21 protein-coding genes are annotated in these 21231 nt (G+C 67.1%); 10 read left to right on the forward strand and 11 right to left on the reverse strand.

All coding sequences use genetic code 11. The annotated features are described in order from the left end of the window. The 5 genes from ACREE8_RS16765 to ACREE8_RS16785 all read right to left on the reverse strand — a co-directional run. Window positions 1–269: DUF1036 domain-containing protein (locus ACREE8_RS16765; protein ID WP_431574147.1), on the reverse strand; the 269-nt coding region annotated here is incomplete at its 3' end. Between the two features lie 159 nt (window positions 270–428). Next, window positions 429–1913 (reverse strand): LutB/LldF family L-lactate oxidation iron-sulfur protein, encoded by a 1485-nt coding sequence (locus ACREE8_RS16770; protein WP_431574148.1) that lies wholly within the window; start codon window positions 1911–1913, stop codon window positions 429–431. 27 nt (window positions 1914–1940) lie between these two features. Next, the gene (locus ACREE8_RS16775) at window positions 1941–2723 is read right to left on the reverse strand and encodes a (Fe-S)-binding protein (RefSeq protein WP_431574149.1); all 783 of its coding nucleotides are present in this window, start codon (window positions 2721–2723) and stop codon (window positions 1941–1943) included. Between the two features lie 34 nt (window positions 2724–2757). Next, on the reverse strand, window positions 2758–3966 hold the full coding sequence (gene mltA, locus ACREE8_RS16780) for a murein transglycosylase A (RefSeq protein WP_431574150.1): 1209 nt from the start codon (window positions 3964–3966) through the stop codon (window positions 2758–2760). 20 nt (window positions 3967–3986) lie between these two features. After that, on the reverse strand, window positions 3987–4733 hold the full coding sequence (locus ACREE8_RS16785) for a Tim44/TimA family putative adaptor protein (RefSeq protein ID WP_431574151.1): 747 nt from the start codon (window positions 4731–4733) through the stop codon (window positions 3987–3989). A gap of 415 nt (window positions 4734–5148) precedes the next feature. Here ACREE8_RS16785 and ACREE8_RS16790 point away from each other — a divergent pair, with 415 nt between their 5' ends. Beyond that, entirely contained in the window at window positions 5149–5700 is a 552-nt protein-coding gene (locus tag ACREE8_RS16790; protein WP_431574152.1) for a histidine phosphatase family protein, read from the forward strand. A gap of 165 nt (window positions 5701–5865) precedes the next feature. Next, window positions 5866–6369, forward strand: a complete 504-nt coding sequence (gene secB / locus ACREE8_RS16795) for a protein-export chaperone SecB (RefSeq protein WP_431574153.1) — start codon at window positions 5866–5868, stop codon at window positions 6367–6369. A 15-nt stretch (window positions 6370–6384) separates the two neighbouring features. Here the strand turns inward: secB and dnaQ are convergent, their stop codons facing one another. Next, window positions 6385–7077: a DNA polymerase III subunit epsilon gene (gene dnaQ, locus ACREE8_RS16800; protein ID WP_431574154.1), complete on the reverse strand. Its 693-nt coding sequence runs from the start codon at window positions 7075–7077 to the stop codon at window positions 6385–6387. Window positions 7078–7275: 198 nt separating this feature from the next. Between dnaQ and ACREE8_RS16805 the strand changes: the two genes are divergently transcribed. After that, the gene (locus ACREE8_RS16805) at window positions 7276–8382 is read left to right on the forward strand and encodes a MerR family transcriptional regulator (RefSeq protein ID WP_431574155.1); all 1107 of its coding nucleotides are present in this window, start codon (window positions 7276–7278) and stop codon (window positions 8380–8382) included. On the opposite strand, the gene coaE is transcribed toward ACREE8_RS16805, so the two are convergent. The 4 genes from coaE to ACREE8_RS16825 are packed head-to-tail and all read right to left on the reverse strand — an operon-like array spanning window position 8351 to window position 11265. Then, window positions 8351–8950: a dephospho-CoA kinase gene (gene coaE / locus ACREE8_RS16810; protein WP_431574156.1), complete on the reverse strand. Its 600-nt coding sequence runs from the start codon at window positions 8948–8950 to the stop codon at window positions 8351–8353. The genes ACREE8_RS16805 and coaE overlap by 32 nt on opposite strands. Then, the gene (locus ACREE8_RS16815; RefSeq protein ID WP_431574157.1) at window positions 8947–9822 is read right to left on the reverse strand and encodes a shikimate dehydrogenase; all 876 of its coding nucleotides are present in this window, start codon (window positions 9820–9822) and stop codon (window positions 8947–8949) included. The genes coaE and ACREE8_RS16815 overlap by 4 nt, the downstream gene beginning before the upstream one ends. Then, window positions 9819–10442 (reverse strand): Maf family protein, encoded by a 624-nt coding sequence (locus ACREE8_RS16820; RefSeq protein WP_431574158.1) that lies wholly within the window; start codon window positions 10440–10442, stop codon window positions 9819–9821. Before ACREE8_RS16820 ends, ACREE8_RS16815 begins: the two co-directional genes overlap by 4 nt. Beyond that, window positions 10423–11265, reverse strand: a complete 843-nt coding sequence (locus ACREE8_RS16825; protein ID WP_431574159.1) for a pyruvate, water dikinase regulatory protein — start codon at window positions 11263–11265, stop codon at window positions 10423–10425. Before ACREE8_RS16825 ends, ACREE8_RS16820 begins: the two co-directional genes overlap by 20 nt. Before the next feature lie 207 nt (window positions 11266–11472). Between ACREE8_RS16825 and ACREE8_RS16830 the strand changes: the two genes are divergently transcribed. The 7 genes from ACREE8_RS16830 (at window position 11473) to ACREE8_RS16860 (ending at window position 20815) form a co-directional block, all read left to right on the forward strand. After that, window positions 11473–12684, forward strand: a complete 1212-nt coding sequence (locus ACREE8_RS16830) for an MFS transporter (RefSeq protein WP_431574160.1) — start codon at window positions 11473–11475, stop codon at window positions 12682–12684. 359 nt (window positions 12685–13043) lie between these two features. After that, window positions 13044–14123 carry a uroporphyrinogen decarboxylase gene (hemE, locus tag ACREE8_RS16835; RefSeq protein ID WP_431574161.1) on the forward strand — a complete coding sequence of 360 codons (1080 nt, stop codon included), beginning with the start codon at window positions 13044–13046 and terminating at the stop codon, window positions 14121–14123. Beyond that, window positions 14120–15112 (forward strand): ferrochelatase, encoded by a 993-nt coding sequence (hemH, locus tag ACREE8_RS16840; protein ID WP_431574162.1) that lies wholly within the window; start codon window positions 14120–14122, stop codon window positions 15110–15112. The genes hemE and hemH overlap by 4 nt, the downstream gene beginning before the upstream one ends. Then, the gene (gene hemJ / locus ACREE8_RS16845; RefSeq protein WP_431574163.1) at window positions 15109–15549 is read left to right on the forward strand and encodes a protoporphyrinogen oxidase HemJ; all 441 of its coding nucleotides are present in this window, start codon (window positions 15109–15111) and stop codon (window positions 15547–15549) included. Before hemH ends, hemJ begins: the two co-directional genes overlap by 4 nt. Window positions 15550–15796: 247 nt before the next feature. After that, window positions 15797–17053: a transcription termination factor Rho gene (rho, locus tag ACREE8_RS16850; RefSeq protein ID WP_431574164.1), complete on the forward strand. Its 1257-nt coding sequence runs from the start codon at window positions 15797–15799 to the stop codon at window positions 17051–17053. Between the two features lie 13 nt (window positions 17054–17066). Beyond that, complete coding sequence (locus ACREE8_RS16855) at window positions 17067–17402, forward strand: hypothetical protein (RefSeq protein ID WP_431574165.1); 336 nt, start codon at window positions 17067–17069, stop codon at window positions 17400–17402. 200 nt (window positions 17403–17602) lie between these two features. Then, window positions 17603–20815: an adenylate/guanylate cyclase domain-containing protein gene (locus tag ACREE8_RS16860; protein WP_431574166.1), complete on the forward strand. Its 3213-nt coding sequence runs from the start codon at window positions 17603–17605 to the stop codon at window positions 20813–20815. Between the two features lie 3 nt (window positions 20816–20818). Here ACREE8_RS16860 and ACREE8_RS16865 read toward each other — a convergent pair. Beyond that, the coding region (locus ACREE8_RS16865; protein ID WP_431574167.1) for a putative glycolipid-binding domain-containing protein at window positions 20819–21231 on the reverse strand (413 nt) is incomplete at its 5' end.

The raw sequence follows: 21231 nt of genomic DNA on the forward strand, positions 1-21231 counted from the left end.
GTGTAATCATGGTCGGTCGATTCCGCATAAACGTAATATTTCTCCTGATCGAGATTCGACTTGTAGACGATCTGGCAATCGCCCTTCTCGAGCGTCCACCAGCCTTCGGACGTCCAGGCCTTCTGGCTGGCGTCCCAATAGCCGAACGCAACGAAGATCTTGTAGGAGCTCTTGTTGCAGACGGAAAAATCCGCACGGGCCGGTGTCGCCGCAAAGGTCATCCACGCCGCCACCACCGCAAGCCCCACCCACTTCACCCAACGCGCCATTGTAGCCTCCCCCACTCGCTTCGCCGCCGAAGCGTCCATGGACAATTTTCAACGAGTGGCGGGAGAAAAACAATCGCCTCGCCGATCATTTCGGCGCGAGTCCCGGGGCGAGGGGCCATCGAAAGAAACTGTCGAGGTGGTAACCGCCAGTCGTCCCGGTCAGGGACGGGCGCGCCGGCGCCATTGCTCCTGGAAGGTGCGGCCGGACGAAGCCGGGAAGTCGCGGCCGGCGGTCCAGGCCCTGCCTAAGGGGAGATGCCGGATCCGGCCGGTGGCCGGCCGGCGCAGCAGCCGGGCGGCCACGGCCGTGCTCCATCGGTAGAGTTGTGGATGCCGGGCGAGCCAGGCCCAGGCCTTGATTCCCCAGCGCTCCCGCGCCGGGGCCAGATGGCGCTCGAAACTGCGCTCGCGCCATTGCCGCAGCATCTTCGGCAGGGGAATCTGCATCGGGCAGACGCTTTCGCAGCGCCCGCAGAGGGTCGAGGCGTTGGGCAGGTCCTTGGAATGCTTCAGCCCGAAGAGGGCGGGGGTCAGCACCGCCCCGATCGGGCCTGGATAGACCGAGCCGTAAGCATGGCCGCCGATGGCGTGATAGACCGGGCAATGGTCCATGCAGGCGCCGCAGCGGATGCAGCGCAGCATGTCCTCGAACTCGGTGCCGAGCACGCCGCTGCGGCCATTGTCGAGCAGGATGACGTGATACTCGCTCGGCCCGTCCAGGTCGTGGGCGCGGCGAGGACCGGTCGAGACCGTCGTATAGACCGACATCTCCTGGCCCGTGGCCGAGCGCGCCAGCACCCGGAAGATCGAGGTCGCGTCCTCCAAGGTCGGAACCACTTTCTCGATCCCGGCCAGGACGATATGGATCTTGGGCAGGGTCTGGGTCAGGTCGCCGTTGCCCTCATTGGTGACGATGACGCTGGAGCCGGTCTCGGCGATCAGGAAATTGGCGCCGGTGATGCCGACATCGGCGGCCAGGAACCGGGCCCGGAGCTTGCCGCGGGCTTCGGCCAGCATGGCCGGGATCTCGGCCAGCGGCCGGTTCGGGTCGAGGTCGGTATGGTGGGCGCGGAAGGTGTCGGCGACGCCCTCTTTGCTGACATGGATGGCCGGCGCGATGATGTGGCTCGGCGTCTCGCCGCGCAGCTGGATGATGTATTCGCCGAGGTCGGTCTCGACGGGCAGGATGCCGTTGGCCTCGAGATGGTGGTTGATGGCGATCTCCTCGCCCACCATCGTCTTGCCCTTGGTGACGGTGCGCGCGCCGGCCGACCGGCAGATCGCCAGCACCTTGTCGCGCGCTTCGGCCGCGTCATTGCACCAATGCACATGACCGCCCGCCGCCTTCACCTTGGCCTCGAACCGCTCCAGGTAATAATCGAGGTTGGCGAGCACATGCTCCTTGATCGCCCTGGCATGGTTGCTGATCGCCTGGAACTCGGGCAGCCCTTTCCGCGCCGCCTCGTTGCGGCCGCGGAAGCTGGAGCGCATCTCCGCCAGCGCCACCTGCAGCTTGGCATCGCCCAGCGCCAGATCGGCATTATGCTTGAACTGGTCGCTGACGCCGTGGCCCACGGCCGAAGGGCTGCGCGGGCCCAGGCTGGGATTGGAGATGCCGACGAAGGGAGCGGTGGGTGCGTTCATGACGGCGGCCTATAGCGGCTCAAAAATCTAAAGTGGCTCAACCCGGCCGCGCCCGATCGGCGGGCTGTCGGTCATGTCGGCCAGCACTTCCGCCACATGGCGGCAATCGATCTTGTGGCCCTGGCGCGTGAGCTTCCCGGCCATGTTCATGAGGCAGCCGAGATCGCCCGCCAGCAGCAGATCGGCGCCGGTCGCGGCGATATCGGCGGTCTTGTCGGCGACGATGCGGTCGGAGATGGCGCCATATTTGACGCAGAAGGTGCCGCCGAAGCCGCAACAGACCTCGCTGCCCTCGAGCTCCTTGAGCTTCAGCCCGGCCACGGTCTTGAGCAGCTTGCGCGGCTGCTCGCGGATCCCGAGCTCCCGCAGGCCCGAGCAGGAATCGTGATAGGTGACGACCGCGTTCAACTGCGCCGGCACACCGGTGACGCCGCGAAGATCGGTCAGGAACGAGACCAGCTCATGGGTCTTGGCGGCAACGGCTTCCGCACGCGGACGCCAGGCCGGATCGTCGGCGAAGAGGGCCGGGTAATGCGCATGGAGCATGCCGGCGCAGGAGCCCGACGGCACCACGATGTAATCGAAGGCCTCGAAGGCGGCGATGACCTGGCGCGCGATCGCCTGGGCGTCGGCGCGATCGCCGGAATTGTAGGCCGGCTGGCCACAGCAGGTCTGCGCCTCCGGAACCGAGACCCGGCAACCCGCCTGCTCCAGCAGCTTGACCGCGGCGAACCCGATCTCCGGTCGCATCAGATCGACCAGACAGGTGACCAGAAGCGCCACATGAGGGTTCTGAGGCCGATCGGCCATATGCAATTCTCTCCCTTGAACCGGTAGCGAGCGTTCAGCTCGTCGCGGCGCGGCGCGCGGCGACGGCGCGCAGCAGCAACAGATAATAGCGCCCCGGCTGTTTCATGCGACCGGCATAGTCGAGTGCCTGCTCGCCCGAGCCGAAAAAAATGTCGCCGCGCACGGCACCCTTGATGGCGCCGCCCGTATCCTGCGCCACCACGAGGCGCTGCAGCGGCTGATCGGCCTCGGGCGTGTCGGCGGGCCAGGTGGTGTCGAGCCAGATGGGCGCGCCCAGCGGCATCAGCTTGGTGTCGACCGCGAGGCTGCGCCCCGCCGTCAGCGCCACGCCTTGCGCGCCGATCGGGCCATCGCCCTTGATCTCGCGATAGAAGATATAGGAGCGGTTCATATACATGATCGAGGCGGCACGATCGGGATGAGAGCGCAGCCATTCCTTGATCGACTGCGTGGTGACCTGGCCCTTCTGCAGCTCGCCCTGATCGAGCAACGTCTTGCCGATGGCGACGAAGGGCTGGCCGTTCTTCGCCGCGTAACCGACCTGCATGACGCTGCCATCGGCGAAACGGATCAGCCCCGAGCCCTGGATATGGAGGAAGAAGGCGTCGATCGGATCGGCCACCCAGACCAGCTCGAGGTCCTTGCTTTTAAGCGCGCCTTCGTCGATCTCCTGATAGGTGTAGTAGGGCTTGAGCGTGCCTTCGATGACGCGCCCCGCGATGGAATCGCCTTTCAGATCGGCGCGGAAGTCGCCGAGATTGACCAGGATCAGATCGTCGGGACGGCGATAGAGCGGCACGCTGTGGGTCGCGTCGGGCGTCTTGGAGCCTGCGAGCTCCGGTTCGTAATAGCCGGTGAAGAGGCCTTGCGGCTCGTCGCGATCGGCAACGACGAAAGGCTGGAACGCGCCTTCGAAGAATCGCCGCGCGGCCTCGGCGTCACCGGCCGGGAGCGATTTCGCGCTCTGACAGGGGCCCAGCCAATCGGCAACCGTACCCGCCATGCCGTCCGGTCCGACGGGCTTGTCCGCCGGCTGCTTCTCCAGCCGCGCGCAACTGCGCAAGAGCGCCGGCAGCGCCAGGCTCTGATCGTCGCCGTTCCAGCCCGAGAGCTTGGAGAACTCGACCGGCGCCAGCGTCAGCAAGGGTGCAGGCTTCTCGGACGGCTTTTCCGCGCAAGCTGCCAGCAGCAACAGAGCGAGGCCGATCCGGGCCGGGCGGAGAATCGCCTTGGTCGGAATCATGAAGGGCAGGGCTCGGGCGATCAGTTCGGGCTGCGGGTCGCGACCAGCGACCAGTTCGGATCGCGCGCGCGGGTGTTGCGGGTGAAGGTCCAGATGTCGGTGACCGTCGTCACCTGTGCCGCGTCGCCATCGACCACCTTGCCGCCGGCATCGGTCGTGACATTGACCTGCTCGGAGACGAACTTCACCGTGACGCTGGCGATGCGATCCTGCAGGCCCGCCTCGATGATCTCGGCCGATTTGATTCCGACCAGCGTGGTGGAGAGCGTCTCGCCCGCCTTGCGCCGCTGCTCGATCGCGCCCTTGAAGCGTTCGAAGACCTCGTTCGACAAGAGCGGGCGCAGCGTACCGACATCGCCGGCCGCATAGGCGCCCACGATCATCTCGAACGCCGCCTTGCCGCCCTCGAGGAAACCGTCCTTGGAGAAGCTGGAATCGACCGCACGGATCTGCGCCAGCCCGAACTCGAGCGTCCCCGCCGGCGCCGGCGGTGTCGCGGGCTCGCTCGCGGCCTCGGGCTTCGCATTGCGATCGCCGCTGCGATCGGGCAGCGCCACGACCTTGTCGTCGTCGCGCCGGATGTCGTTGGCCGGCTTCTCCGGGTTCAGCCGCTTGTCGGCATAGTCGCGCGCATTCTTCTGCTCCGTGCCGACGCGTTTTCCCAGCACGCTGCGCAGGCGAAACACCAGGAACACGGCGATCGCAGCGAAGAACAGGATGTCGAGAAACTGGAAACCGCCGCCCATGAAGCCCGCCTTGCTGGGCAACCCCCGGTCTCCGGTCATCAAGACCGGCCGGGAAGCCGCCATTCGATCGATATTCGGGAGCCGCTGGACGGCGGCCCCAGCCTTGGGCTAGATCACGCCGCCTTGGCCGGGCGGAAAACCCGCGCCGGCACTCGCGCTCCGGCTTGATGCTATCCGGTCCGTGTCAGTTAGATAGGAAAATCGCCGCCCCAGGGCAAGGCATGTTCCATGTCAATGGTTTGACGGGTTGGGGTTTGACGGGTTGGGGTTTGACGCATTGGGGTTTGAAGAGTCTGGGTTTAGCGGCCCAAGCGCCGATTATGCGGAAAACAGCAGGCCAGGACTTGAGGAACCGGCATTTGGCAAGGTGGTTCCGGACGAGCCGGTTCAATTTGAGGTCCGGATGTCCTTCGGCTGCCCGGCGGGAGATGGGGCGATGATCCTGGTGCGACATGGCCAATCGGAATTCAACGTCGTCTTCTCGAAAACCCGCGTCGATCCGGGCATTCACGACCCGCGCCTGACCGAGGAGGGCCGCCGCCAGGCGCTGGCTGCGGCCGAACGCCTCGCCGGGCAGGATCTGGCCCTGATCCTGTCCAGCCCATACACCCGCGCGCTCCAGACCGCCCAGATCATCGCCGGGGAGCTCGATCTGCCGATCGCGATCGAGCCGATGGTGCGCGAGCACTGTAAATTCCATTGCGATGTCGGGACCCTGCGCAGCGAGCTGGCGCTGGCTTGGCCGGAGCTGGATTTCGGGACCCTGCCCGAGCGCTGGTGGCATGGCGCGTTGGACGAGACCGCCGAGGAGGTGGTCGAGCGCAGCCGACAATTTCGCGAAAGAATGGCCGGAAGCGAGGAGTGGGGCCGGATCGCCGTGGTCAGCCATTGGGGCTTCATCCGCAGCCTGACCGGGACCGAGATCACCAATGGCGAATTGCTGCGGTTCGACCCGGTCGCAGGCAGGGCCTCGCCACTGGCGGATTAAACCCGCGAAACCAGGACGGAACGGGCCCTTTGGCGGGGCTTTCCCGCCCGATCACTCGGCCATTGAGCCCCGTGGCGCTTCCATGCTACCCCGCGCCACCATAGTCCGAACCCTTCGGGCGCCGTTACCGCGCGCCCCAGACATCCTCCAAGAGAGCTCCCAGCGATGGCCGACGCGCCTTTTCAGCCCGTTTCCGATCCCTTTGCCGCGAGCCAGCCACCGGCCGGCGCGCCCATCACCGTGGTGGGCCAGTTCCTGAAGGATCTGTCCTTCGAAAGCCCGAACATGCCGGCGCTGATGGAACAGGCGGGCCGCGTGCCGCAAGGCCTGATCAAGGTCGATGTGAAGGCAAAGAAGCTGCCCCCGCAGGAGCAACAATATGAAGTGATCCTGTCCTTGCGCGCCGAAGCGCGCCACCAGGAGCAGATCGCCTATATCGCCGAGCTGCAATATGGCGGGATCTTCCAGGTCGGCCAGATCGGCAGCCGCATGATCGAGCCCTTGCTCCTGATCGAAGCGCCGCGGCTGCTTTTCCCCTTCGCCCGCGAAATCATCGCCAGCACCATCCAGCAGGCCGGTTTCCGCGCCATGCTGATCCACCCGATCGATTTCGCGATGCATTACCGCGAGCAGAAGGCGCAAGGCGGCGCCGCGCCCGCGCTGGCCTGACGCGCGGGTCTCGCTTCAGGGCTTGAGCCAGATCGGGTCGGCCAGGCTCTTCAACAGCTCGGCATGGGCCGCGAGCTCTTCGGGGCTGGGTGCGAAATGGCGCGGCGGCCTGGCCGCCGTGGTGCGTCCGACCAGCTCGGGATCGGCCGAGGCGTCGGCAGCCCTGCCCGGTTCCGCCAGCAGCGCCAAGCCGGCCTGCCGGCCGCCGACCAGCTCCAGATAGACCTCGGCCAGCAACTCGACGTCGAGCAGCGCGCCATGTTTGGTGCGGGCCGAATTGTCCACGCCGAAACGCTTGCAGAGCGCATCGAGGCTGGCGGGCGCGCCCGGAAATTTGCGCCGCGCGATGGTGACCGTGTCGACCGCGCGGGTCGGGTCGAGCGGCGCGCGGCCGAGGCGCGCCAGCTCGGCATTGATGAAGCCCATGTCGAACTCGGCATTGTGAATGACGAGCGGGCTGTCGGCGATGAAGGCCTCGAGATCGGCCAGGATCTCGGCGAAGCGCGGCTTGTCGGCGAGGAACACATCGGACAGGCCATGGATCGCGAAAGCGTCCGCCGACACTCCGCGCTCGGGATTGAGATAGCGCTGGAAGTTGCGGCCGGTGGGGATGTGATTGAAGAGCTCGACGCAGGCGATCTCGATGATGCGGTCGCCGCCGACCGCGCTCAATCCCGTGGTTTCCGTATCGAGGACGATCTCGCGCATGATCTTTCTTCGTCTCCGCAATCCGTTTGGGCGCAACAGAATCGCATACTGCCCCAGCCCGGGCGAAGCTGAAAACGATGTCTCCTCCGGCCGACTTCCGCGGGCGGAGGAAACGATCGGATGCCGCGAATAACCCGTTGACCCGACCCCTGGGACCGGCCCGATAAGGATTGCGGTCAGCGAACAACAAGGTGATTCGTGAGCTCCTCCGTCCGATTTCTGAGCCCCTCCGAGGCGGCCCAGCGGCTTGGCGTCTCCGTCAAAGCCTTGCGGCTTTATGAGCGACGCGGCCTGATCGCCCCAGGCCGCAACGCGGCCGGATGGCGGGCCTACGGTCCCGACGAGATGGCCCGCGCCGCCGAGATCGTGGCGCTGCGCGCGCTCGGCCTCAGCCTGGCCCAGGTGGCGCGGGTGCTGGGAGGCGACCCGCAGAGTCTGGAGCCGGCCCTGGCCGCGCATCAGGCCATGCTCGAAAGTCGGATCCGCCAGCTCGGCGGTGCGATCGAGAAGGTCCGCGGTCTTCGGGCCGATCTCGCCCGAGGCCAGGCACCGGCCGCGGGAGAACTGGTCCGTCTGCTCGAACCCGCCGCCGGTCTCAGCGTTGCCTTCGAGCTTCCCTGGCCCTGGGGCGGCGAGCGGTTCGAGCTGAGCGACATCCGCTCCTTGACCTACATCATCGGCCCGCTCGGCAGCGGCAAGACAAGGCTCGCCATGCGCCTGGCGGAGGCTCTGCCGAACGCCGCCTTTCTCGGCCTCGATCGGCAGATCGTGCTGGGCGTCCGACTGGCCGAGACCCTGCCGAACGCCGTCTTTCTCGGCATCGAGCGGTTGGCGGACGGCGACGCCGCGGCGCAGGCGAAATTGGATGCCGACCCGGCCCTCAAATCACGGGTCGATCGATCCCTGGCTTGGCTCCTCGATGACGGCGCCACCCTGTCGCCGGCTCTCACGGCCTTGCTCGTGGGCCTGGAATCCGAAGGCCCGGCCATCCTGGTCGTCGACATGGTGGAGCAGGGGCTGGATCACGCCACCCAGGAAGCCCTGATCGCGTATCTGCGCCAAGCGGGCGCGGCCGGTGGGCGCCCGCTCTTCCTGATGACGCGTTCTTCCGCGATCCTCGACCTGGCCGCGGTGGGTCCCGATGAGGCGATCATCCTCTGCCCCGCCAATCACAGCCCGCCGACCCGCGTCGCCCCCTATCCCGGCGCCCCCGGCTACGAGGCGGTCGCGACCTGTCTGGCCTCGCCCGAGGTGCGGGCGCGGACGGAAGGCGTCATCGCGTGGCGCGCCGGCGCAACTGCGTGACCGCTCGGCGAATCGCCTGCAAGCTGTGACGTCGTCCCAGGCCGGTGTCGATCACGGTGTCGGCCCGCGCGCGCTTCAAACGATCGGGAAGCTGGCGCGCCTCGATGCCGGCGAGCCGCTCGCGCGTCATGCCGGGCCGGCGCATGACGCGGCCGAGCTGCACGCGCCGTGGTGCCGAGACCACCATCACATGGTCGCAGCGCTGCTCGCCATGGGTCTCGAACAGCAGCGGGATATCGAGCGCCACGAGCTGACGGCGGTGGGCGCGCGCCTGGGCGATGAATTTCTGCTCCTCGCGGCGCACCAGGGGATGAAGGATCGCCTCGAGCCTTTTCAAGGCCGCCTTGTTGGCGAAGACGATGCGGCCCAGTGCCTGGCGATCGACCTTGCCCTCCTTGACCGCGCCGGGAAAGGCGGCCGCGATGGCGGGGACCGCGGCCCCGCCTCTCGCTTGAAGCCGATGCACGGCGGCGTCGGCGTCATGAACGGGGATCCCCAGCCGGCGCAGCAAGGCCGCGGCCGTGCTCTTGCCCATGCCGATCGAACCGGTGAGGCCGAGGATGATCATGGCTGCTGCAGGATGTAGGTCCGTAAGTCCGGCGTGACGTTGGGCTCGACGCCGAACCAGGCGGCGAAACCGGGCCGCGCTTGATGCAGGAGCATCCCGAGCCCGTCGACCACCGGGTTGCCGCGCCGCCGCGCCGCCGCGAGCAGCGGCGTTTCCAACGGCACATAGACGATGTCGTTGACCACGGCGTCCGGCGGCAGATGGTCGAGCGGCAGTTCGAGCGCGGGCTGGCCCGCCATGCCTTGCGTGGTCGCGTTGACCAGAAGGCCCGCGCCGTCGAGCGCCTTGGCACGATCGCTCCAGCCCATGACGCGGATCGGTCCGCCGAGGCTCGCGGCCAGCGCATCGGCCCGTCCGGACGTTCGGTTGACGAGGCGGATCTCCGGCAGGCCGGCATCGGTCAGTGCCACCAGAAGCGCGCGCGAGGCCCCGCCGGCGCCGATCACCACAGCCGGGGCGTTGCGCGGGCGCCAGGCGGGAGCGCCTTCCTTCAGGCTCTCGATGAAGCCATAGGCATCGGTGTTGCGCGCCTCGATCCGGCCCTTCTCGTCGATCACGAGCGTGTTGGCAGCGCCGATGCGCCTGGCTTCGGCCGTCGCGGAATCCGCCAGCGCCAGCGCCGCTTCTTTATGCGGCAATGTCACATTGGCGCCGCGGAAGCCCAGCGCCGGCAATGCCCGCAAGGCGCGCTCGAAATTCTCCGGCGCCACCGGCAGCGGCACATAGGCCCCGTCGATCTTGTGCTGGGCCAGCCAATAGCCATGGAGCCGGGGCGAGCGGGAATGGCCGACCGGCCAGCCCATCACGCCGGCCAGGCGGGCCTTTCCGGTGATGGCGCGATAAGTCTGGGTGGGATTCTGGGCAGCGCTCATGCCGGAACCAGACCATGGGGCCGCAGGAAATCCAAGAGCGGCAGCAGCGGCAGTCCCAGGATGGTGAAATAGTCGCCCTCGATCCGGCTGAAGAGCTGTGCGCCCAGGGCCTCCAGCTGATAGGCGCCGACCGAGCTCAGGATTCCCGGCATCGCGCGCGCCAGATAGTCGTCGAGAAAGGCGGGGCTGAAGGGCCGCATGGTGAGCTTGGCGCGGTCGATATGGTGCCAGAGCCGCTGGCCGTCGCGCACCACGACCACGGCGCAGATCAATTGATGGGTGCGCCCGCGCAAGGCCATGAGCTGTGTCCGCGCCGCCGCCTGGTCGCGCGGCTTGTCGTAGCGCCGCCCCTCGCAATCGAGGATCTGGTCGGCGCCGATGACGAAGGCGCCCGGATGGCGGCGCGCGATCGCGACGGCCTTGAGCTCGGCCAGAGCCTCGGCGAGCGCAGGCCCGTCCGCGCCTTCACCCTCGAGGGCGAGCCTGGCCTCTTCTTCGTCGATGGGTGCCGCCTCGGCCGAGAAGATGAGGCCGGCCTGCTCCAGCAGGCGCCGGCGCGTCGGGCTGGCCGAGGCCAGGAACAAGGACGGAGGCGGCGCGTCAGTCGCCGGTGCCGACATTCTCGCCGTTCCGGTGCTGCGACAGGAGCTGCACGATCGTGGCTGCGGTCTCCTCGATCGAGCGGCGCGACACATCGATGATCGGCCAGCCATGCTCGCTGCAGAGCCGGCGCGCCTGGATCACCTCGCGGCGCACCATGTCCGGATCCACATAATCGGTCTCCTCGTCCTGGGAGAGGAGCCGCAGGCGGTTGCGGCGCACCTGGACCAGCGAAGTCGGATCCTTGGTCAGCCCGACGATCAGGGGCTTGCGTGCCGCCAGCAGCTCGGGCGAGACCGGAAAATCCGGCACGATCGGCACGTTGGCCGCCTTGATGCTGCGATTGGCCAGATAGATGCAGGTCGGCGTCTTCGAGGTGCGGGAGACGCCGACCAGGATCACATCGGCATCCTCATAATCCCAGCTCGACTGGCCGTCGTCATGGGCGAGCGCGAAATTCATCGCGTCGATGCGCCCGAAATATTCGGCATCCAGCTCGTGCTGTCTTCCGGGCAGGCCGCGGCTCTGCCGCCCGAAGAAACTGCCGAGCGCGCCGATCACCGGATCCAGCACCGGGATGCAGGTGACCTGGAGCTTGCGGCATTCCTCGGTCAGCTTCGCACGCAGCTCCTCATTCACCAGCGTAAAGAGCACCAGGCCCGGATGTTCCTTGATGCCCTCGAGCACCTTCTCCATCTGCCGCGCGGTGCGGATCAGGGTCCAGTTATGCTCGACCGGATCGGCATCCTCGAACTGGGCGAGGCAGGCGCGCGCGACCGAGGAGATCGTCTCGCCGGTCGCATCGGAAACCAGATGGAGATGATGGGTCAGGCCGTTCGCCATGATCGGGATCGCCAGGTTCCTGAAAAAGGGGTGGGGCCGAAACGGAAGGGCGTCATTTGGTTTTAGGCCGCCCGCCGGGGCCCGGCAATGGGGCTCGATCCAAGCATGCCCCCGGCCCGTATCCCGTTGGGCCGAAAGAGAACCGGGCGATGGGGCCGAAAGCGATGGACAGGATCGAGCAATCCGAGGCATGGCTGGCCCCGCCCCATGAGCGCGATCCCGACCGATCCACCCGCCGAAACCAGAGCCCCGCGCCGCCGCATGGCGGTGTTCGCGGTCATCATCAGCGTCTCGGTCTTCGCGCTGACGCAGGGCCTGACCTATCCGCTGCTGGCGCTGATCCTGGATTCCATGGGCCAATCGCGGATCATGATCGGCGCTTCGACCGCCATGACCCTGCTCGCCATGCTGATCACGGCGGGCCTGGTGCCGCGCCTCGCCGGGCGCTTCGGCGCCTGGAACCTGGCCGTCGCCGGCATTCTGGGTGCCGTCTCCTGTTTCGTCCTGATCGGCCTGACGCGCGAGCCGCTGCTGTGGCTGCCGCTGCGCTTCCTTCTGGGCGGCTGCATCACCATCACCTATGTCATCAGCGAGATGTGGATCAACCAGCTGGCCGATGCCGGCTCGCGCGGCCGGCTGATCGGGCTCTATGGCACGGTGAACGCAGGCTGTTTCGCGCTGGGACCCTTGATCGTGACATTCACCGGCGCCCAGAGCTGGATCCCCTTCGCGATCGGCACGGCAATGGCGCTGAGCGCCCTGCTGCCGTTGCTCGTGAGCCGCCGCGAGCTGCCCGCGGTCCGCTACAAGACGCCGACCAGCGTCATGAGCTTCATCCGTTATGCGCCGGTGCTGTTCCTGACGGTGCTTGTCTTCGCGGCCTTCGACCAGATCGCGCTCTCGCTGTTGCCGATCTATGCGATCGATCACGGTCTGAGCGCGGCGATGGGCACGTTCGTCCTGTCGCTGCTGGCGATCGGCAATGTCGGGCTGCAATATCCAGCCGGCTGGCTCGCGGACAAATTCACCGCCCCGCGGCTGGTGCGCATCGTCACCTTCGTGGCCGCGATCGGCGCCCTCCTGCTGCCGCTGGTCGCGGATTCCGCGCTGGCGTTGTCGATCCACTGCTTCCTCTGGGGCGGCCTCGTCGGCGTGCTCTACACATTGACCCTGATCGAGCTCGGCCGGAATTTCCAAGGCGATCTGCTGCTGGCCGGCAATGCGGCCTTCACCGTCGGTTGGGGTCTCGGCGGCGTGCTGGGACCGCCGCTCGGCGGTGCGGCGATGCAGTTTCTGGGGCCCGCCGGTTTGCCCGCCGAGTTGTTCTTCATCTTCGCTGCCCTCAGTCTTGCCTGGTGCTCGCCGCGTCTGCGCCGCTACGAAACGGCGGCCTTTGTTCAACGCCCGGCGGGGGATTGAATCCATGCGAGCGGGGACAAGTCGGTGTTTGCAGGAGTCAAGCGCGAATCATCGCGCGTTCAAGGGATTCGCTGCGAGGAGTCCGATATGCCGACGCGGTTCACGGTGAAATCCGGTATGACGGGAATGGCACCGTCGAATCCGATCGGGACTCCCATGATTCACAGGGCGTCATTCCGCCGCTGAATCCTCGCGTGCTGCGGCCTTATGATGAAGCTGTCCCCGGTTCGACAAGCGATCCATCCCGTGCTGTTTGAATCGGGGGTGGAGTGGGGACAAGTTCCAATCCCCATGTTGCACAGCCATCCACTACAACCACTCCTTACTAATCTATAAATCTAAGAATAGAAGTAGAGGCCATGAGCCCCTCGCCACGCGCCGAACAACCGACGAGCGACAAGCCGCTGCTGCGCGTGCTGGCGGGCGAACGGTTGAATCCGCCGCCCTTCTGGCTGATGCGTCAGGCCGGCCGTTACCTTCCCGAATATCGTGCGCTGCGCGCCACGGCCGGAACCTTCCTCGATCTCTGCCTGACGCCCGATCTGGCGACGGAGGTGACCCTGCAGCCGATCCGCCGCTATGGCATGGATGCGGCGATCCTGTTTTCCGATATCCTCGTCGTGCCGCTGGGACTGGGTCAGGCGGTGAGCTTCGAGGAAGGCCGTGGTCCCGTGCTCGAACCGTTGCGCGACGCGGGCGAACTTTCCCTGCTGCAGCTTGACGGCATGCGCGAGACGTTGGCGCCGATCTACCAGACGGTTCGCCAGGTGGTGGCAGCGCTGCCGGCGCCGGTGACGATGATCGGGTTTGCCGGCGCGCCCTGGACCGTCGCGAGCTACATGGTCGAAGGCGGCTCCAGCCGCGAGTTCGCGATCGCCAAGCGCTGGGCAAACGAGGATATCGAAGGTTTCCAGCGATTGATCGATCTCCTGGTCGAGGCGACAGTCGAGCATCTCTCGGCACAAGTCGAAGCGGGAGCCGAGGCACTGCAGATCTTCGACAGCTGGGCCAATGCCTGGGCCGCGGAGAAAAATTCATCTTCCTTGCGGCGCTGGTGCCTGGAGCCCTGCCAGCGCATCATCACGAAGCTCAAGGCGCGCCATCCGCAAGTGCCGATCATCCTGTTTCCGCGCGCGGTGGGTCCGCATGTGGCGCTCTTCGCCAAGGAGAGCGGCGCCTCGGCTTTGTCGCTCGATGATGGCGTGCCGCTCGCCTGGGCACGCTCGACGCTGCAGCCGATGCTGCCGCTGCAGGGCAATCTGCCGCCGCGAATTCTCGTCGAAGGCGGGCCAGCGCTGGCGGCGCAGACAAAGTTGATCCTGAGCGAGCTGGGGCAGGGGCCGTTCGTCTTCAATCTCGGCCATGGGATCCTGCCGGAGACGCCGCTCGAGCATGTCGCGGAATTGGCGGCGCTGATCCGCGAAGGCCTGCCAGCATGAAGACCGCGATCGTCCTGTTCAATCTCGGCGGTCCCGACGGCCCCAGTGCGGTCGAGCCTTTTCTTCGCAATCTTTTTTCCGATCCGGCGATTCTGCGCGTGCCGGGTTTCCTGCGCGGATTCCTGGCGCGGTTGATCGCGCGGCGGCGGGCTCCGGTGGCGAAGGCCGTCTATGACAAGCTCGGCGGTGGCTCGCCCCTGCTGCCCAACACGCAAGCGCAGGCGCGGGTCCTCGAGGCCGAGCTCAAGGATCTGGGCGAGGTGCGTTGCTTCATCGCGATGCGCTATTGGCATCCGTTCGCTGATGAGACTGCGCCCGAGGTGAAACGCTTCGCACCCGACCGGATCATCCTCCTGCCGCTCTATCCGCAGTTCTCGACCACGACGACAGAATCCTCCTTCGCAGATTGGGATCGTGCCGCAGCGATCGTGGGCCTGACGGCGAGGACCTTCGCCATCCGCGACTATCCGGCCGATGAGGGTTTCGTCGCGGCGGTGGCGCGGCTGACGGCAGAGATGCTGCCACAAGCGCGCGCGGCGGGTCCGACCCGGATCCTGTTCTCGGCGCATGGGCTGCCGAAGAAGATCGTCCAGGCGGGCGATCCCTATGCGGACCAGGTCGGCAGCTCCGTGCGGGCCGTTGCCGCCAGGCTCGGCCTCGGCCTCGAGGATTATGAGATCTGCTTCCAGAGCCGGGTCGGGCCGCTCGAATGGATCGGTCCCTATACCGACGCGGAGATCGTGCGCGCGGCGCAAGCCCGCCAATCGATCCTGCTGGTGCCGATCGCCTTCGTCTCGGAACATTCGGAGACGCTGGTCGAGCTCGATATCGAATATCGCCATCTGGCCGAGAAGGAGGGTGCGGTCGGATATTTCCGGGTGCCGACGGTGGGGACCGCGCCCGAATTCATCGCCGGCCTGGGCGGCCTGGTCCGCCAGGCCCTGCGGGCCGGCAGCTCGTCGAACTCATCCTCGAGGAGGCGCCCATGACCAGTTTCGCCGACTGGCAGCCCTGGCTGCTCTCGCTCCATATCGTCGCCGTCATCGCCTGGATGGCGGGGATGCTCTATCTGCCCCGGCTCTACGTCTATCACGCCGATGCCAAGTCCGGCTCCGAGCTCTCGGAGACCTTCAAGGTGATGGAACGCCGGCTGCTGCGCGCGATCATCAATCCGGCCATGATCGCCGCCTGGATCCTGGGGCTGACGCTGGCGACCTGGGGCCATCACTGGGGCGAGGGCTGGCTTCACGCCAAGCTGGCACTCCTGGTCCTGATGCAGATCGCCCATGCGGCATTGTCACGCTGGCGCCGGCAGTTCGCCCAGGACCGCAACCGCCATCCGGCCCGGTTCTACCGGGCGGTGAACGAGATTCCGACCGTCCTCATGATCGGAATCGTCATCCTGGCGATCGTGCGGCCGTTCTGACCGCCCGCGATCAGCCCTACCTAGGCCATTGACTTGCCTCACGCCTTTCGTTAAAGATCGCCCCGTTCAATAGCGGTGGCTTTCTCCGAGCCCACCACCTCTCCGCACCAAAAATCGAACCTCTAGGGCCTTTTCAGGTCGGCATCCGTCCGACCGCCGGTTCATCACCGCCCGGCCCTTCCGCCCCTCGGTTTCCCCCACGCTGACGCCTCCTCCCCGGTTACATCCCCTCCCCTCGGTTACATCAATGAATCTCCAGGAACTCAAGAAAAAGACCCCGCCGGAACTCCTCGCCTATGCCGAGGAGTTGCTGATCGAAAACGCGAGCAACCTGCGTCGGCAGGACATGATGTTCGCGATCCTCAAGCAGCTGGCCGAGAACGACACGGCGATCTTCGGCGACGGCGTGCTGGAGATCCTGCAGGACGGTTTCGGCTTCCTGCGCAGCCCCGAGGCGAACTATCTGCCGGGCCCGGACGACATCTATGTCAGCCCCAGCCAGGTGCGCCGCTTCGGTCTTCGCACCGGCGACACGGTCGAGGGCCAGATCCGGTCGCCCAAGGAAGGCGAGCGCTATTTCGCGCTGCTGAAGGTCAACACCATCAATTTCGACAATCCGGACAAGGTTCGCCACCGGATCAATTTCGACAATCTGACGCCGCTCTATCCCGATGAGCGCCTCAAGCTGGAACTCCAGGATCCGACCAAGAAGGACCTGACCACGCGCGTCATCGACCTGATCGCGCCGCTCGGCAAGGGCCAGCGCGCGCTGATCGTGGCGCCGCCGCGCACCGGCAAGACCGTGATGCTGCAGAACATCGCGCATTCGATCTCGGCCAATCATCCGGAATGCTATCTGATCGTGCTGCTGATCGACGAGCGGCCCGAGGAAGTCACCGACATGGCCCGCTCGGTCAAGGGCGAGGTCGTGAGCTCGACCTTCGACGAGCCGGCGCAGCGCCATGTCCAGGTCGCCGAGATGGTGATCGAGAAGGCCAAGCGCCTGGTCGAGCATAAGCGCGACGTGGTGATCCTGTTGGATTCGATCACGCGCCTCGCGCGCGCCTACAACACCGTCGTGCCGTCATCCGGCAAGGTGCTGACCGGCGGCGTCGACGCCAACGCGTTGCAGCGCCCCAAGCGCTTCTTCGGTGCCGCCCGCAATATCGAGGAGGGCGGCTCGCTCACCATCGTCGCGACGGCGCTGATCGATACCGGCAGCCGCATGGACGAGGTGATCTTCGAAGAGTTCAAGGGCACCGGTAACTCGGAAATCATTCTCGACCGCAAGCTCTCCGACAAGCGCACCTTCCCCTCGATCGACATCACCAAGTCCGGCACCCGCAAGGAAGAGCTGCTGGTGGACAAGGGCACGCTCTCCAAGATGTGGGTGCTGCGCCGCATCCTCATGCCGATGGGCGTGGTCGACGCGATGGAGTTCCTGGTCGACAAGCTGAAGACCGCCAAGACCAACCACGATTTCTTCGGTTCGATGAATCAGTAGAAGGTCGGCTCCCTTGCTGATCCTCGTTGCCGGCCCCTACAGCGCGCCGACGCAAGAGGATCGCGCCGCCAACCTCGAACGCATGAACATGGCCGCGGCAGCTCTGGCTGTCCGCGGCCATTTTCCTGTCATCGGCGTGAATGTCGCGCTGCCGGTGCTGCAGGCGGCGGGCCTCGACTACACCCACCCGCTCATGATGGCGATCTCGCTGGCTGTCACCGAGCGCTGCGATGCGGGCCTTCAGACCGGCCGCTCGCCCGGCGCCGATCGCGAGATCGCGCGGTTGGTCGAGCTCGGTCGGCCGGTCTATCGCCGGCTCGAGGATGTGCCGGCGGCATCCGGAATCTGACGCAATCGAGCCGAGCGCTCCTTGTCATCCCGGCCCTCGTGCGGGCCTGCTGCGGCCCGACACGGGGGCCGGCATGACGATAAGGGCAACGGCAATAGCCTTGTCGCTAGACCCAGCGCAGTCCTAGCATCCAAGGGCAGGGCGGCTGCCGGGTTCTCCCCCAAGGCGGCGCCTGCCGATCCGGAAGGCTTGGCCCCGGTATGGAATGCCCGCGCTGCCGAACCGAGAATCCCGCCCGCCACCGCTTCTGCAGCGCCTGTGGCCAGAAGCTGGCGCGCGTCTGTCCCGACTGCCAATTCGAGAACAGCCTCGAGGCCGGATTCTGCGGCGGCTGCGGTCGCGCTCTGGGAGCCCCAATACCGAAACCGGCCGAGCCCGCCAGCGAAGGCGAGCGCCGCCCGGTCACCGTGCTCTTCGCCGACCTGGTCGGGTTCACCGAGCTCTCCGGCCGGCTCGACGCGGAGGATCTCAAGGCCCAGGTCGACAGCTTCTATGCCCGCACCGACCGGGTGATCGCGGATTATGGCGGCACCGTCGACAAACATATCGGCGATGCCGTCATGGCGCTCTTCGGCGCGCCCGTCGCCCATGGCGATGACAGCGAGCGCGCGGTTCGTGCGGCGCTCGATATCCATGCCCGCCTGGCGGAGGCCGGATCGTCGGGCCCCGTGCAATCGGTCCATATCGGTATCGCCGCCGGCGAGGTCGTGGCGGGTGGCTTCACCCGTGGCTACACCGTGCTGGGCGAGAGCGTGAACCTGGCCTCGCGACTGGTGGGCCTGGCCGGTGCCGGCGAGACCGTGATCTCGGACGCCTTGCGCCAGGCCCTGGGCGGCCGCCTCGTCGCGACGCCGCTGCCGGCGCAGGCGCTCAAGGGCATCGAGGGTCCCGTGCGCGCCTGGCGCGTCACCGGTCTGGCGCCGGCCAGCCGCGACGCCACGCCCTTCGTCGGCCGGGTGCATGATCGCCACCTCCTGGCCGGGATGATCACCGCGACCAGGGCCAGCGGTCGCGGACGGATGATGGTGCTGCGGGGCGAGGCCGGCATCGGCAAGAGCCGGCTTCTGGACGAGACCGTCACGGAAGCGGCCCGCGCCGGTTTCGCCGTTCATCGCGCCTTCGTGCTCGATTTCGGAGCCGGACGGGGACAGGACGCGGTGCCGGCGCTCGCCCGCAGCCTCCTCGGCCTCGGTGCCGACAGCGATCGTCCCGCGCGCGTTGCCGCCATCGAGGCGGCGCTGGCGCGGGGCCTGATCGAAGCGGACGAGCAGGCGTTGCTCGAGGAACTCCTGGATCTGCCGAGCCTGGGCGAGCGGTGGCTGATCTATGCCGCCATGGACAACGCCACGCGGCTGGCCCGCAAGCAGGGGCTGCTGGCGGCCTTGGCCCGGCGGGTGGCCCAGCAGGCTCCGCTCCTGATCGCGATCGAGGATCTTCATTGGGCGGAGCCCGCCATGCTGGGATCGGTCACGGCGCTCGCCGAGGCGACGGCCCATAGCCCGATCCTGCTGCTGGCGACGACGCGTCCCGAGGGTGATCCGCTCGACAAGGCCTGGCGCGTGAAGCTGGTCGAGGCCGAGGTCAATCTGCTCGATCTGGCGCCGTTGCGCCCGGCGGACTCCGCTGCCCTCGCCGCCTCGCTCATGTCGCCCGGCGATGCCCGCATCGCCGCCTGCATCGAGCGGGCGCAGGGCAACCCCTTGTTTCTGGAGCAATTGCTGCGCCATACCGCAGCGGGTCCCGCCGACAGCGTGCCGGTCTCGGTGCAGAGCGTCGTGCTGGGCCGGCTCGACCGGTTGCCGCCCGAGGAGAAGTCGCTGCTGCAGGCGGCTTCGGTCCTGGGGCAGCGCTTCTCGCCCGAGCTGCTGGCTCATCTCCTGGAGCGGCGGCAGGTCGATGTAGCAGGACTGGTCGAGGCCCATCTGCTGAGGCCCGACGCGGCCGGGCTGGTCTTTGCCCATGCGCTCATTCGCGACGGCGTCTATGGCTCGCTCCTGAAGGCGCGCCGGCGGACGCTGCATCGCAAGGCGGCCGACTGGTTTCATGGCCGGGATGCCGGGCTCGAGGCCGAGCATCTCGACCGTGCGGAAGATCCCGGCGCGGCCGCGGCCTATCTGGCGGCGGCGCGCGAGGCCTTGGCCCAATTCCAGCTGGGCCGCGCGGAATCGCTGGCGAGCCACGGCGGCGCCCTGGGCCATGAGCCGGCGATCAAGGGCGCGCTGGCGGCGGTGCAGGGCGAGGCGGCGCAGGGCTTGGGCGAAACCCTATCCGCGCTCCAGGCCTTCGAGCTCGCTTCCGCTTCCTTGCCGCCGGGCCCCGAGCGTCTCGCCGCGATGCTGGGGCAGGCCAATGCGCTCTCGGTGCTGGACCGGCTGGAGGAGGCGCTGTCGCTGCTGGATCGCGCTCAGGAGGAAGCGGAGCGCCTGAAGCTTCCGGTCCTGCTCGCCCGTGTTCATGGCCTGCGCGGCAACATCGTTTTTCCCCGCGGCGAGGTGGCGCGTTGCCTCGCCGAACATAGCCGCGCCCTCGAGCTGGCCATCGAGGCCCGCGCGCCCGAGGAAGAGGCACGGGCGCATGGCGGCCTGGGTGACGCCTATTACATGAGCGGGGACATGGCGAGCTCGATCCGGCATTACGAGCGCTGCGTGCGCGTCGCGGCGGCGCAAGGCTATCGGCGGATCGAGGTCGCCAACCGTTCGATGTATTCCCTCGGAAACATGTTCGATCTGGATTTTCCTGGCGCTCTCCGGGAGGCGGAGGCGGCGGTGAAGCTGGCGATCCAGGTCGGACATCGCCGCGCGGAGATGATCGCCGAGCATATGCGCTACTGGAATTTCATCGAGATGGGCGAGCTGGAAGGTGCAAGGAAGGCGGCCTTGCGCGCCATCGCCATCAGCCGGCAACTGAATGCGCGGCGCTTCGAGGCGGAAGGCTTGATGTTCCTGGGCGAAGCGCTGGCGACCGCCGGCGACCCTGAAGGCGTCGCGCGGCTTCGCGAAGCCAATGTCATCGCGCGCGAGACCCCGAGCTATATGCTGCCGAGCGGTCTTGGCTTGTTGGCGATGTTGACGCCGGATCCCGGAGAGCGCGAGGCTGCACTGCAGGAAGGCGAGGCGCTGCTGGTGGCCGGGACAGTCTGGCACAACCGCGTCTTCTTCAATCGCTATGCGATCGAGGCTGCCTGGCGATCCGGCAATGCGGCGCGGATGTTGCGTTATGCGGAGGCGCTGGGGCAGGTCACGAGGGAACCGATGCGCTATCTCGACTTTCTGGTGCGGCGCGCCCACCTGCTGGCGGCGCATCTCGAAGGGAACGGCGACCGCGTCGCCCTCGCGGCGTTGCGCGACGAGGCCGTTTCGAGGCACTGGCAGGCCGTGCTGCCCGAGCTGGAGACGGCCCTGGCGCGGGCTTGAGCGCTAACGCGGCGCCAGGCGGCGGAAGAGCTCGGGATAGTCGATCACGAGACCGTCGGCATCGAGCGGCAGGTCGGCCTTGAAGCCCGTGGGATAGCCCTCATAGGTGACGATATGGCGGCCCTTGCCCTGCTCGCGGCAGGTATAGCGCTGCGTCACCGGCTTCACGGCGAGCGCCGGCGCCGCGATATAGGCCACCTTGATCTCGGCCGATTTGCCGGGTGCCAGCTCGAGCCGGCGCACCGGAAAGACGTTGGTGAAAGGCGTCACCGAGATGTCGATATCGAAGCAGCCTTCGAGCTCGGGCAGGGCCTCGCCCTGATCGCCCTGCCAGTTGCCACGCCCGTCGCTCTTGAGCGTCCGCTCGGTGAGGACCGCCATGGTCTGGGATTCGAGCGCGACCTTGCGCACGCGCC

Source organism: Hypericibacter sp. (assembly GCF_050729195.1).
Taxonomy (GTDB): domain Bacteria; phylum Pseudomonadota; class Alphaproteobacteria; order Dongiales; family Dongiaceae; genus Hypericibacter.

Excerpts from the sequence above, each read along its gene's own strand:
- ACREE8_RS16775 (WP_431574149.1), bottom strand. The coding sequence starts at position 2,723 with ATGGCCGATCGGCCTCAGAACCCTCATGTGGCGCTTCTGGTCACCTGT.
- dnaQ (WP_431574154.1), bottom strand. The coding sequence starts at position 7,077 with ATGCGCGAGATCGTCCTCGATACGGAAACCACGGGATTGAGCGCGGTC.
- ACREE8_RS16770 (WP_431574148.1), bottom strand. The coding sequence starts at position 1,913 with ATGAACGCACCCACCGCTCCCTTCGTCGGCATCTCCAATCCCAGCCTG.
- ACREE8_RS16820 (WP_431574158.1), bottom strand. The coding sequence starts at position 10,442 with ATGTCGGCACCGGCGACTGACGCGCCGCCTCCGTCCTTGTTCCTGGCC.
- ACREE8_RS16830 (WP_431574160.1), top strand. The coding sequence starts at position 11,473 with ATGAGCGCGATCCCGACCGATCCACCCGCCGAAACCAGAGCCCCGCGC.
- ACREE8_RS16825 (WP_431574159.1), bottom strand. The coding sequence starts at position 11,265 with ATGGCGAACGGCCTGACCCATCATCTCCATCTGGTTTCCGATGCGACC.
- mltA (WP_431574150.1), bottom strand. The coding sequence starts at position 3,966 with ATGATTCCGACCAAGGCGATTCTCCGCCCGGCCCGGATCGGCCTCGCT.
- ACREE8_RS16790 (WP_431574152.1), top strand. The coding sequence starts at position 5,149 with ATGATCCTGGTGCGACATGGCCAATCGGAATTCAACGTCGTCTTCTCG.
- ACREE8_RS16815 (WP_431574157.1), bottom strand. The coding sequence starts at position 9,822 with ATGAGCGCTGCCCAGAATCCCACCCAGACTTATCGCGCCATCACCGGA.
- hemJ (WP_431574163.1), top strand. The coding sequence starts at position 15,109 with ATGACCAGTTTCGCCGACTGGCAGCCCTGGCTGCTCTCGCTCCATATC.
- rho (WP_431574164.1), top strand. The coding sequence starts at position 15,797 with ATGAATCTCCAGGAACTCAAGAAAAAGACCCCGCCGGAACTCCTCGCC.
- hemE (WP_431574161.1), top strand. The coding sequence starts at position 13,044 with ATGAGCCCCTCGCCACGCGCCGAACAACCGACGAGCGACAAGCCGCTG.
- hemH (WP_431574162.1), top strand. The coding sequence starts at position 14,120 with ATGAAGACCGCGATCGTCCTGTTCAATCTCGGCGGTCCCGACGGCCCC.
- secB (WP_431574153.1), top strand. The coding sequence starts at position 5,866 with ATGGCCGACGCGCCTTTTCAGCCCGTTTCCGATCCCTTTGCCGCGAGC.
- coaE (WP_431574156.1), bottom strand. The coding sequence starts at position 8,950 with ATGATCATCCTCGGCCTCACCGGTTCGATCGGCATGGGCAAGAGCACG.
- ACREE8_RS16860 (WP_431574166.1), top strand. The coding sequence starts at position 17,603 with ATGGAATGCCCGCGCTGCCGAACCGAGAATCCCGCCCGCCACCGCTTC.